At 71.9% G+C, this 11719-nt stretch carries 12 protein-coding genes; 7 read left to right on the top strand and 5 right to left on the bottom strand.

What is annotated here, in order from left to right; genetic code table 11:
• The first annotated feature begins 62 nt into the window (after positions 1 to 62).
• Entirely contained in the window at positions 63 to 1367 is a 1305-nt protein-coding gene (locus ACFVYS_RS26495; RefSeq protein ID WP_389505857.1) for an MFS transporter, read from the top strand.
• 46 nt (positions 1368 to 1413) lie between these two features.
• Here the strand turns inward: ACFVYS_RS26495 and ACFVYS_RS26500 are convergent, their stop codons facing one another.
• From ACFVYS_RS26500 to ACFVYS_RS26510, 3 genes are all read right to left on the bottom strand, one after another.
• On the bottom strand, positions 1414 to 1869 hold the full coding sequence (locus ACFVYS_RS26500; protein WP_389505859.1) for a cyclic nucleotide-binding domain-containing protein: 456 nt from the start codon (positions 1867 to 1869) through the stop codon (positions 1414 to 1416).
• 271 nt (positions 1870 to 2140) lie between these two features.
• Positions 2141 to 3625: an aminotransferase class I/II-fold pyridoxal phosphate-dependent enzyme gene (locus ACFVYS_RS26505; RefSeq protein ID WP_389505861.1), complete on the bottom strand. Its 1485-nt coding sequence runs from the start codon at positions 3623 to 3625 to the stop codon at positions 2141 to 2143.
• Positions 3626 to 3676: 51 nt separating this feature from the next.
• A complete protein-coding gene (locus tag ACFVYS_RS26510; RefSeq protein WP_389505863.1) occupies positions 3677 to 3907 on the bottom strand; it encodes a hypothetical protein in 231 nt (76 codons plus the stop codon).
• A 193-nt stretch (positions 3908 to 4100) separates the two neighbouring features.
• On the opposite strand from ACFVYS_RS26510, the gene ACFVYS_RS26515 reads away from it, so the two are divergent.
• From ACFVYS_RS26515 to ACFVYS_RS26535, 5 genes are all read left to right on the top strand, one after another.
• Positions 4101 to 4544, top strand: a complete 444-nt coding sequence (locus tag ACFVYS_RS26515) for an ATP-binding protein (protein WP_389505865.1) — start codon at positions 4101 to 4103, stop codon at positions 4542 to 4544.
• A gap of 222 nt (positions 4545 to 4766) precedes the next feature.
• A complete protein-coding gene (locus ACFVYS_RS26520) occupies positions 4767 to 5585 on the top strand; it encodes a SigB/SigF/SigG family RNA polymerase sigma factor (RefSeq protein ID WP_389505867.1) in 819 nt (272 codons plus the stop codon).
• Between the two features lie 42 nt (positions 5586 to 5627).
• The gene (locus tag ACFVYS_RS26525) at positions 5628 to 5882 is read left to right on the top strand and encodes a DUF5133 domain-containing protein (protein ID WP_389505869.1); all 255 of its coding nucleotides are present in this window, start codon (positions 5628 to 5630) and stop codon (positions 5880 to 5882) included.
• Between the two features lie 143 nt (positions 5883 to 6025).
• On the top strand, positions 6026 to 6862 hold the full coding sequence (locus ACFVYS_RS26530; protein WP_389505871.1) for a DUF1206 domain-containing protein: 837 nt from the start codon (positions 6026 to 6028) through the stop codon (positions 6860 to 6862).
• A 28-nt stretch (positions 6863 to 6890) separates the two neighbouring features.
• On the top strand, positions 6891 to 7322 hold the full coding sequence (locus ACFVYS_RS26535) for a hypothetical protein (RefSeq protein ID WP_020126252.1): 432 nt from the start codon (positions 6891 to 6893) through the stop codon (positions 7320 to 7322).
• Positions 7323 to 7340: 18 nt separating this feature from the next.
• Here ACFVYS_RS26535 and ACFVYS_RS26540 read toward each other — a convergent pair whose 3' ends face one another.
• Together ACFVYS_RS26540 and ACFVYS_RS26545 are read right to left on the bottom strand one after the other, a co-directional pair.
• Positions 7341 to 9587, bottom strand: coding sequence for an FUSC family protein (locus ACFVYS_RS26540; protein WP_389505873.1), 2247 nt, complete (start codon positions 9585 to 9587; stop codon positions 7341 to 7343).
• A gap of 29 nt (positions 9588 to 9616) precedes the next feature.
• Positions 9617 to 10993 (bottom strand): NAD(P)/FAD-dependent oxidoreductase, encoded by a 1377-nt coding sequence (locus ACFVYS_RS26545; RefSeq protein ID WP_389505874.1) that lies wholly within the window; start codon positions 10991 to 10993, stop codon positions 9617 to 9619.
• Positions 10994 to 11227: 234 nt separating this feature from the next.
• Here ACFVYS_RS26545 and ACFVYS_RS26550 point away from each other — a divergent pair, with 234 nt between their 5' ends.
• Complete coding sequence (locus tag ACFVYS_RS26550) at positions 11228 to 11719, top strand: MarR family winged helix-turn-helix transcriptional regulator (protein ID WP_389505916.1); 492 nt, start codon at positions 11228 to 11230, stop codon at positions 11717 to 11719.

Genomic DNA, 11719 nt, shown 5'->3' on the forward strand with positions numbered 1-11719 from the left:
CACAGCAGGTGCTGGGATAGTGGCCCCCGGACCGAAAGATGTAACGAGCAACCAGGAATCGCGTGGACACGAGCGAGAGCAGCACCGCACCCGAGGCCGAGGAGGCCGGCCCGAGTCCGCAGGACCGGCCCCGGCGCGGCTGGCGCCGCTGGGCGATGGACACCCGGCCGCTGCGCCGGCCGGCCTACCGGCGACTGTGGTCCTCGACCATCGTCACGGCCGTGGGCAGCCAGCTCACCGCCGTCGCGGTACCCAAGCAGATCTACGACATCACCGGCTCCTCCGCCTGGGTGGGCTACGCGAGCCTCGCCGGGCTGGTGCCGATGGTGCTGTTCGCGCTGTGGGGCGGCGCGGTCGCCGACACCGTCGACCGGCGCAAGCTGCTGCTGGTCACCAACAGCGGTATCGCCGTCACCTCGGTGCTGTTCTGGCTCCAGGCCGTCTCGGGGCTCGACTCGGTGGCCGTGCTGATGGTGCTGCTCGCCACCCAGCAGGCGTTCTTCGGCCTCAACGCGCCCGCCCGCAACGCCTCCATCGCCCGGCTGGTGCCGGCGGGCGAACTCGCCGCCGCCAACGCCCTCGGCTCGACCGTCATGCAGACCGGCCTGGTCGCCGGGCCGCTGCTCGCGGGCTCCCTGATCCCCGTCATCGGCCTGCCCGAGCTGTACCTCCTCGACGCCGTCGCGCTGTGCGTCACGCTGTGGGCGGTGGCCCGTCTGCCCGCGCTGCCGCCTCTGGCGAGCGCCTCCGCCCGGCGCGCCGGAATGCGGGAGATCGTGGAGGGCTTCCGCTACATCTCCCGGCACAAGGTCCTGCTGCTGTCCTTCCTCGCCGACGTCATCGCCATGGTCTTCGGCATGCCCCGGGCCCTGTTCCCGCAGCTCGCCGCCGAGACGTACGCCTCCTACGGCGAAGGGCTCGCCCTCGGCCTGCTGTTCGCGGCGATCCCCATCGGCGCGGTGCTGGGCGGACTGTTCTCCGGCACGTTCTCCCGGGCCCGGCGGCACGGCTGGATGGTCATCGGCGCGGTCGTCGTCTGGGGTGCCGCGATCGCCGGGTTCGGGCTCAGCGGCAGTCTCTGGCTCGCCGTGGTGTTCCTGGTCTGCGCCGGGGTCGCCGACATGGTCTCCATGGTCTTCCGCGGGGCGATCCTGCTGTCCGCCGCCACCGACGAGATGCGCGGCCGTATGCAGGGCGTCTTCACGGTCGTCGTCGCGGGCGGCCCCCGGCTGGCCGACGCCCTGCACGGCACGGCGGGCGCCGCCTTCGGGCCCCGGGTCGCGGTCGCGGGCGGCGGTCTGCTGGTCGTCGCCTCGATGCTGGGCCTGGCGGTCGCCGTGCCCGCGCTGCGCCGGTACCGCGTCTGAGCCGGCGCGGGGGCTACCGCACTCCGCGTCCGAGCGGCCGCGGGGTCTACAGCACCCCCCGCCGGTGCGTCCCGTACTGCTCCATCAGCTTGCCCCGGGTCGTCTCCAGCCGGTGCGCGAGGATCTCGGCCACGATCCGTATCAGCGACATCCCGAGCGCCGGATCCTCGTCGCACAGCGCGAGCACCGGCGGCGCCTCGAACTCGTAGGCGCGTACCGGGCTGAAGGCCTCCGCGCCGAAGTCCCACCGGTACGGCGGGAACAGCCACGACCAGCCCAGCAGGTCGCCGGCGCCGAGGCTCGCGACGGTGACCCGCCGCAGGGAGGTCACCTGCTGGACGAGCGAGACCGCGCCGGAGCGGATGACCCAGAAGCGGTCGGCGGTGCCGCCCGCGTCGAAGATCCGGGCGTCCTCCGGGAAGGACACCTCACGGGCCAGCGTCATCAGATGCTGACGCTGGGGCGGGGGAAGCGCGGTCAGCAGTTTCGTCGCTTTGGTCATGGCCCGGAGCTCCTCGCCGACGATCGGTAGGGGTGCTTCCCCTTCCCATTTCAGCCGCTGCCGACGCCCCGGGCACCTCGGCGGGCCGCACTTTCGCCGCGGGGGCCACGAGGACAGGGAAAAGCCCTGGCTGGACGGGGGAGGCCAGCCAGGGCGGCAAAGGGGTGGTGCACGGAGGAGGAGTGGCTACGACCCCGCTCACCAGGTATGAATGAACCGTAAACCATTCGCGGAGATTTTGTGTACCCAAAACCCGGTCGCGTGACCCGTTTCACTCGATGTGCGGTGACCGGCCGACGACCCTGATCGTCCGCAGTTCCGGATCGGTCGGATCGGGGAGGTTCATGCCCGCCGCCAGGCCGGTGCTCAGATAGCGCAGCACGGGCTCGGTGAGTCGCTCACCGGGCAGGACGGCCGGGATCCCCGGCGGGTACGGCGTGATCATCTCGGCGGCGATCCGCCCGGCGGCGTCGCCCAGTGCCACGTTCTCGGCGGGTCCGAAGAACGCGTCCCGCGGCAGCATCCCCTGCGCCATCCGCAGTTCGGCGGGGCCGGGCACCTCGACCCGCGGGGCCTGGCCCAGATCGGGCGCGGCATGGGCGAGGTCCTTGAGCGCGGCGAGCAGTTCACCGGTCGTTCCGCGGTCGTCGGCGTGGGTCAGCTGCGCGCCGATCCGCCGGTGGTCGGACAGGTGCATGTCCATGAGCTGGTGCTCACGCAGCCAGTCCGCGGCCTGGAACCCGGTGATCCCGAGCCCCTGCACGTCGATCACCACGGGCAGCGGATCGAAGTCGTCGGCGAGCCCCGGTCCGCAGAGGTCCTCCCGGCCCTCGACGTGCATCCCGTCGATCTCCTCGATCGCGGACCGCACCTCCCGGGCCAGACCGAGGGCCGCGCCGATCAACTGCTCGCCGTGCAGCGCCATCTGCCGCCGCCAGCCGTCGAGTCCGGCGTACAGCAGTACCGAGGGGCTCGTCGTGCCCAGCAGGTCCGCGCGCATGTTCAGGACTTCCGGGGTGACGAGTCCGCCCCGGAGGTGGAACACCGAACCCTGCTCCAGGCCGCTGCCCATCTTGTGGATGCTGGTCACGCAGAGGTCGGCGCCCGCGTCCATCGCCCAGGACGGCAGGTCCGGATGGAAGGGCAGATGCGCTCCCCAGGCCTCGTCCACGACGAGGGGCACCGACCGGCGATGGCAGACGTCGGCGATCGCCCGCAGATCCGCGCAGGCGCCGTACGGAGTGGGGCTGGTGACCAGGGCGCCCTTTGCGTCGGGGTGGATCTCGAAGGCCTTCTCGAATTTCTCGGCCGACGGCGGATGCGCCAGGCGCCGCTCGGCATCCCAGCGCGGCTCGACCCACACGGGCTCGATCCCGGACAGGACCAGCCCCGACACCACCGACTTGTGCGCGTCCCGCCCGATCAGCAGCTTCTCGTGCGGCCCCGCCACCGACAGCATGGCGGCCTTGACGGACAGCGAACTCCCGCAGGTCGAGAAGAAGGTGTGCTCGGCGTGGACGGCGTCCGCCATCAGCTCCTCGGCGCGCTCCAGCACCCGGCCCCGGGTGAGCCGGTCGTCGAGTCCGCCCGACGCCAGCACATCACCGAGGAAGACCGCGTCCCCCAGCACCGCCCGTACCTCGGGATCGGCGCCGCGGGCCTGCTTGTGCCCCGGCGGGGTGAACGACAACCGGCCTTGACGGCGGTAGTCGACCAGGGCTTCCAGCACGGGCGCTCGCGTGTGATCGGCTGCCATGGGTTTCGGGTGCCCGCGACGGCCGGGGCCAATCGGCGCCGACGGCCCCGCTCAGTGCGGCTCGGCGCTCCGGCCGGGCGTCACGATCTCGTCCAGCACCTTGAGCACGGCCTCGTAGGCGAGACCCCGGGTCCGTGCGTCCCGTGCGTCGTCCGCGCGTTCCGAGCCGGTCCGGGCGAGGTCCGCGCTCCGGGCCCGCCAGGCCAGCAGTTCGTCGTGGGCGCAGGCCCTCGCCCGCTGGATGCGCCGCAGCAGTTCGTCCGAGTCCACCACATCGGTCATCTGTTCCGCCTACCCGGATCGTCGGGACGAATGCTCCCCGTCCGGGAGGTTTGGCCGCCGCGGGGGCGGCCAGCCGCATAGGAGACGACAGCACCGCCCGGCGGAAACAGAGCGCCGGGTGCGGGGGAGTACGCCGAACCCGCCGCGCAGATGCGGCCGTCCGACCAGCCGGACCAGCCAGGGGAGCGAAGGGATGCGTACGAACGACTCGACCGACCGTGAGAACGCGCAGGGCGGCGGCTTCGGGCGCGGAGGGCACGAGCAGTGCCGGCCGGCCGACGTCCGCAGTGCCGTACGACAGGCGGTGAGCGGACGCTGTGGGGCCATCGGCTGCCCGTACGACGAGGACGGCCTCTCGGACGCCCTGCTCGTCGCCTCGGAACTGACGAGCAACGCCATCCTGCACGGCGGCGGCATCACCGGATTCGACGTCGACATGGACGGGCCGGCCGTGCGCGTCTCCGTCAGCGACCGCAGCGACCGGCTGCCGGTCACCGCCGACCCGCTCGACGAACAGGGCCGACAGCGCACCGGCGGTCGCGGCTGGCCGATCGTCTGCCGGCTGGCCCGCAACGTCAGGGTGGCCTGTCTGCCCTCCGGCGGTAAGCGCATCACCGCCGTCGTCCCCGTGTTCTGACCCCCGCGCCGACCGGCCCGCACCATGGACCGCGAACCTGTGAACGCCTTTCGCGGAGGCGGAGTTTGTTCCTCCAGACGGAGGGCAGACGGAGGTTCGTGCTTCGGACCGGAGGCGCGCCGACGGGAGCGAGTTGTCGCCCCGGGGCGTCGCACGCGCTCCGGACGGCAGGAGTTCTCCGTCGTCAGTCCCTGAGACCACCGTTCAGGAGAGCGATACCGCATGCCTATCGACATGTCGACAAGCCGTCCTTCCGCTTCCGCCCCCACCACCGCGCAGCTACGGCGCACCCACGCCGACGCGCCCGACACCATGAGCCGGTTCGCCCGGCTGGTCACCCTGGAGGAGGGCCCCGAGCGGGACGCAGTGCGCGACGAGCTCGTCACCGCCTGGCTGCCCATGGCCCACCGCATCGCCGGCCGCTTCCGCGACCGCGGTGAGGCGATCGAGGACCTGCGGCAGGTCGCGGCGCTGGGACTGGTCAAGGCCGTCGACCGTTTCGACCCCGAGCGCGGGGCGTTCGAGAGTTATGCCGTGCCCACCATCACCGGTGAGATCAAGCGGCACTTCCGGGACCGGATGTGGGCGCTGCGCGTGCCCCGCCGGGTACAGGAACTGCGCAACAAGGTGCGCGTCGCCCGCCGGGAACTCACCCAGAATCCCGGCGCGGCCGAGCCTTCGGTGGCCGACATCGCCACCCACACCGGGCTCACCGAGGACGAAGTGAGCGCCGGCCTGGAGGCCCTGGAGAGCTTCAGCACCCTTTCGCTGGACGCCGAGACCTCGGCCGGTGACGACGGCTACAGCCTCGCCGACACGCTGGGCGACTCCGACACCTCCTTCGACGTCGTGGTCGACCGTGAGTCCGCCAAGGAAGGCCTGCGCCGGCTGCCGGAACGCGAACGCGCCATCCTCTACATGCGGTTCTTCGAAGACATGACGCAGAGCAGGATCGCCGACCAGCTGGGCATCTCCCAGATGCACGTGTCCCGGCTCATCAGCCGCAGCTGCGAGCGGGTGCGCCAGGAAGCTCTGCGCTGACGGCACGACATTCACCCCTTGCGAATGAGGAGAAGCAGACCGATGCTCATGCCGCATCCCGCTGTCCTGCGCAGACTCGTCGACGAGTACGAGGCGCTGACACGATCCGGAACCACCGAGGAACAGCCACAGGCACAGGCGCAGGCGCGTGATCTCGCCTACACGCTGTGCGTGTCCACCGGCACGCGCGACGTGCGGCACGCCCTGGAGACGGCACATCAATGGCTGGAGGCGGCGTCGGCCTCCGACGCCGCGATACGCCCGCCGACCGGCAGAGACCCCCACGTGTACGCCTGACGGGCGGGGTGGACGCGCGGGATCCCGCGTCCACCCCGCCGTTGTTTCGGCCGGGGCACGGTCCAGGAGCGCCGGACGTGTGTACGGCCGGAGCCGGGGCATGCGGATCCGCAGGAAATCGGGGAGACATCGGGGAGGGCGACATGAACGCGAGTGCGCTGGCGCGCAACGGCAGGGTCGGAGCGGAACGAGCCGCACGGGGCTCGGTGACGAAGGGCGCCGCCAAGGCGGGGCTCGCCGCGCGAGGCGTCATCTATCTGCTGGTCGGACTGCTGGCCCTGCAGATCGCCTTCGGCGAGGGCAGCCAGGAGGCGGACCGCCAGGGGGCTCTGGAGGAGATCTCGCACAAGCCGTTCGGCGCCGTACTGCTGTGGGCGCTGGGCGTCGGACTGGTCGGCATGGCGCTGTGGCGGCTGTCGGAGGTCGTCTTCGGCGGAGTCGGCGCCGACGGGCGCAGCGCCAAGAAGCGGTTGCTCTCGTTCGTCCGGTGCGTCTTCTACTCCTTCGTCGCCTACTCCGTGCTGGCCTTCGCCGCCGGATCGGGCAGCGGAGGCGGTTCCGGTGACGAGCAGTCCCGGGACGTCACCGCCCGGGCGCTCGAGCTTCCAGGGGGCCAGTGGATCGTCGGCGCGGGAGGCGTGGGGATCATCGTCGCCGGAGTGTGGATCGGCGCCCGCGCCGTCATGCGGTCCTACCGGAAGAAGCTGCGGCTGGGGGAGATGTCCCCGCGCATGCGGCGGCTGGTGGACGTCACCGGGGTGGGCGGCGGTGTCGCCCGTGGCGCGGTGTTCGCCGCCGCGGGAGTCTTCGCCGTCCGGGCCGCCGTCGAGTACCAGCCGGACGAGGCCAAGGGGATCGACGACACACTGCGTTCTTTCGCCGGCACGCCCGCGGGGCCCGGCCTCCTGGCCTGCGTCGCCGCCGGACTCGTGCTCTTCGGACTGTTCTCGTTCGCCATGGCCCGCTGGCGCAAGGTCTGACGTCCGGCTGGGTGGGAACACGGACCAGATGAACGAATCAGAGTTCCCGCGCGACGGACGGCCCGTGGACATGTACCTCGACCTTCTGCGCGTCCGCATGGACAGCGAGGACTATCAGCTGCTGCTGAAGGTTGTCGCACCCGCGCTGCGCGCACTCGAGGAACAACGACCCGAGAGTCTCGACTTCGCCCTCGACCCGGAAGACACCCAGCAACTGCCCCAGGAGATCCGTGACGAAGCCGCGCTGGTCATCGCCACCGCGGTGACCGGCCGGCTGGACAACCAACTGGTGGAGATAGACGTCGACGGCACCGGCCCGGTCCGGGTGGTCACCGACGCGGGCACCGCGTCCGACCCCACCCGCCTCGCCGAGATCGCCGGCTGCATCCGGCAGCGCCACCAGGACACCGAGGAGCTGCGCGGTATCGCGGCGGCGAGCGACATGTCCACGGACTTCTGACCGTGACAGGACCCGCCGTCACTTCGGCGGAGTCACCGGCACGCCGAGCGGTCGGGCCAGACCGACCACCGCTTCGTCCAGGCGCTGAAGGTGGCGCAGCACGCGGTCGGTCACCCGGCCGTAGCGCGGCGTTCCCGGCCCGCCCGGCATCAGCAGCGAGGCGATGCTCGGCCCGGTCAGCACCTCGGCCGCGCTCCGCTCGCCCGCCACGCGCGCGGAGATCGCCCCGATGTTGTGCCGGATGCGCTGCCCGGCGCGGCGCAGCCCAGGGTCCGCCACGATCGATCGCTGCGTCGGCAGCAGCTCGGCCATGGCCGCCAGGGTCCGCGCGTGGTAGGCACAGGTCTCGAGCAGTGCGACCACGTACCGGGCCGTGTCCCGCCGGGTCCGCAAGGGCGTGACCGGGTGGGTCAGCGGCTGCGTGGCCGCCCGCAGATCGGCCAGCGCCTGGTCCAGCTCACGGGCCTGATCCAGCAGCTCGGCCGGGGGACCGCCGCTCAGCTGCTCCACGGCCGACTCGGTGACCTCGGTCAGCCGGTCCAGCACGGTCGTCAGCAGCTCGTTCGTCCGCCGGTCGGTGTGCACCGGCAGCACCAGCGCCGCCGCGACGATGCCGCAGGCCGCCCCCAGCGCCGTCTCCTCCACCCGCAGCACCAGCACCGACATGCTGTAGGTGTGCAGCAGCGTGTACAGCACACCCAGCGCGGCCGTCACGAAGAACGACATCAGCGTGTACGACAGCGGCGCCGTGTAGAACATCGCGAACACGCACAGCAGCACCACCGCGAACGCCGTCCACGTGTGGTGACCGACCGTCCCCGCCAGCAGAATGCCGGCGACCACCCCGAGCACGGTGCCCAGCAGCCGCCGGGAGCCCTTGACCAGGATCTCCCCGGTGGAGGCGGTGTTGATGAACACGATCCAGCAGGTCAGCACCGCCCAGTACCAGCGGTGCGAGGAGAGCAGCTCGCCGCCGACGATGGCCAGCGACGACCCCACGGCGACCTGCACGGCGGCCCGGGTGGTCGGCCGCCGCAGCCCCGTCTCCTTCCCGGCCGTGTCGGAGTCCTCGTCCTCCTCGCCCGCACCGATCGCGGCGTCCTCCGCGTCCAGTTCCTCGCGGGAGCGCGCCGTCTCGGGGCTGTCCTCGGACTCGTCCTGCGGCCCGTCGAGCGCGATCCGCAGCCCCAGCACCGCGCGCGCCGCCTCACCGACGCCCCGGAAGACGTCCTGGACGGCGGGTGACGCCTTCGGCAGGTTCTCCTCGTCCCGGTAGCCGAGCAGCCGGTTGCGGACGTGGGCCGTGGCCGCGCCCTCCGCGACGGAGATCCGCACCAGCAGCCGCAGGGCCCCCAGATCCCGGCGCAGCGCGGCGAGGGCCTCGTCCCGGACGGGGAGATGGCCGCCCTCCGGCAGCGGCGCGCCCGGCAGGTGCAGGGTCAGGGTGTCGGCCCGCTCGGCGCTGCGGGCGGTCAGCAGCAGCAGGCCCAGCCGCTCGGCGGCGATCTCGGCGTCGGCGATCCGACGCTGCACCAGCCGGGCCGTGGCCTGGTCCGGAGTACCCTCGTCCAGCCGGCCCTGGATCAGCATCGCCGTCTCGTGCAGCCGGGCGGTGCCTTCGCGTACATGGGCCAGCGCCTTCTCCACGTCGTCCGGACCGGCGTCCAGCAGATCGAGCTGGGCGGCCAGCAACTGCGCGAGCCGCGCCCGGAAGGCCCCGCGCAACCGTTGGAGGATTCCGGTCGGCGTCTGCGGCACCAGCACGAAGCGCGCCACCGCGCTGCACCCGAAGGCGACCGCCAGCACCACGTAGAACCCCGGCAGGCTCGAACCGGTGACCCCGACGAACAGGGACAGGAAGTAGACCTGGAAGCCGACCAGCCCGAGCGCCGTGCCCCGGTCGCCGAACCGGCGGCCGTAGACGGCGCAGAAGATCAGGGCCACGAAGAAGAGGTCGCCGGCCACCGTCCGGGAGCTGAGCAGCGCCGCCAGCGACATCGACGCGAACGCCACCGGCAGACCCAGCGCCAGCGTGACGGCCTGCCGGTCGCGCTGCTTCTCCCGGATCGCGAAGGTGGCGACCATCGCGGCGATGGCCCCCGCCACCAGATGCGAGACGTCCGTGCCCAGCAACGAGAGCACGGCCAGCGTGAGGGAGATCGCACCGACCGTGCGCAACCCGGCCGCCAGACGCAGCAGCCCGGGATCGGATGCCGCGATCCGATCCCGCCACCGTGCGCCCAACGACCGTGTCGCCGCCCTCACGCCGCCGTACTCTCTCCCTCCGTCCGACCTCAGGCGGTCTCCGACCCGGGCCCCTCGATCTGCGCCCGCACCTGCTCGGGCGTCAGATAGCTGTCCGTGTACTCGAAGTCCTTCAGCTTCGCCGCCCGGCGCGCCTGGAAGCCGGTGCGCACGAAGTCGTCACCCGCGATCGCGTTGAGCGTCCAGTTCGTCAGCACCCGCGCCTTGGCCACCCCGGTACGCAGCGCCGACCAGTGGTAGCCGCGGGCCACCGCCTGCGCGGGCAGCCCGCGCAGCTCGATGCCGAGCGGCTTGGAGACGGCGTCGGTGCCACCGAGGTCGACGACCAGACCGAGGTCCTTGTGCACATAGGGCCGCATCGCCCGGCCCCGCAGGGTGGCGATGACGTTGTCGGCGACGACCTTGCCCTGCCGCATCGCGTGCTGCGCCGTCGGTGGGCAGATCGCCCCCTGCTCGCCCTTGGCCTCGTCGGGTACGGCGGCGGCGTCCCCGAGCGCGAACACCCCGTCGTTCCCGGGCAGGTTCATCTCCGCGGTGACGGCGAGCCGCCCGCGGACCGTCTCCGCGCCGAGGGTCGCGATGAGCGGGCTCGCGACGACCCCCGCCGTCCAGATCAGGGTCCGGGTCGGGATCACCCGCCCGTCGGTGAAGGTGACCTCCTCCGGGCCCGCCTTGGCGATGGACACGCCCAGCGAGATGTCGATGCCCCGCTTGCGCAGCACCTCCTGCGCGCTGCGGCCGAGCTTGTCGCCGAGTTCCGGCATCAGCTTCGGCGCGATGTCGATCAGATGCCACTTGATCAGGCTCGGGTCCAGGTTCGGATAGCGCTTGACCGCGTTGTGGGTGAGGAGCTGGAGACAGGCGGCGGTCTCGGTGCCGGCATAGCCGCCGCCGACGACCACGAACTGGAGCCGCGAGATGCGCTCCGCGGGGTCGTGGCTGGCGTCGGCGAGGTCGAGCTGGCTGATGACGTGGTCGCGGATGTACGCGGCCTCGGCGAGGGTCTTCATCCCGAAGGCGTGCTCGGTCAGCCCGGGGATGTCGAAGGTGCGGGTCACGCTGCCGGGAGCGAGCACGATGTAGTCGTAGGGCTCGTTGACGATCTCGTCGGTGATCGTCCGGATGACGCAGACCTTCGACTTGAGGTCCACGCCGATGGCACCGCCCGGGATGATCCGGGTGCGGTACTTCTTGCTGCGGCGCAGCGAAACGGCGATCGACTGGGGCGTCAGCACCCCGGAGGCGACCTGTGGCAGCAGCGGCAGATAGAGCTGGTAGGCGAACGGCGTCACCAGAGTGACGTCGGCCTCCGCGGCGGAGAGCGCGCGTTCCAGACGCCGAACGCACCCCACTCCCGCGAAGCCCGCCCCCACCACCAGGATCCTGGGTCGTGTCACGATGTCCATCCCTTTCTGCGGCTCCAGGCGGTCTGCCCGACGTCATGCGCGTGCCCCGCCCGCGGGCGTCTCGCACCTCATCGATCCCACCGCGCCCGGACTGGTTCCGCCAGCCGGGCGAGGCATGCAGACGAACGTTTCTCCTGAGGTCACCGACGTACCCCCCTCAGGGCCTGTGTACGCCCGTTGCCTTCGGGTAGGCCGTCGTACATGACAATCGCGGAGGCCGGAGGATAAGTGGCGGTGTGGTGCGCGGACGGCTCCGACGACGGCCGGTGGGACGGTCGCCGGACACAGGCCGGGCAACTCGCCGAAGCGGTGGAGAGCCTGGTGGCCTGCTGGCTCATGGCCGCGGAGGAGACCAGACCCCGGCTGTCCGCCCGGCAGTTGCTGGCGCTGCGGACGGTGAGGAGCCGTCCGGAACTCAACATGACGGCCCTGGCCGAGCACCTGGGCGTCGGTCTGCCCACCGCGAGCCGTCTCTGCGACCGGCTCGAGGCCGCCGGGCTGCTGGAGCGGACCGTGCAGCCCAGTGACCGGCGCGAGGTGCAACTCGTCGTGAGCGCCTACGGACAACGCCTGCTCAACGACGTCGCCGAGCGCCGCGTACGGCGCCTCGCCTCCGTGTTCGAGGCGATGACCCCGGCCCAGCGCACCGCACTGGAACACGGGCTCTCCGGTTTCCACCGGGCGCACACGGCGGGCCGGGGATCCGAGGGCCCGGCCGACGGCTGA

Source organism: Streptomyces sp. NPDC058295, assembly GCF_042880655.1.
GTDB lineage: Bacteria > Actinomycetota > Actinomycetes > Streptomycetales > Streptomycetaceae > Streptomyces > Streptomyces coriariae.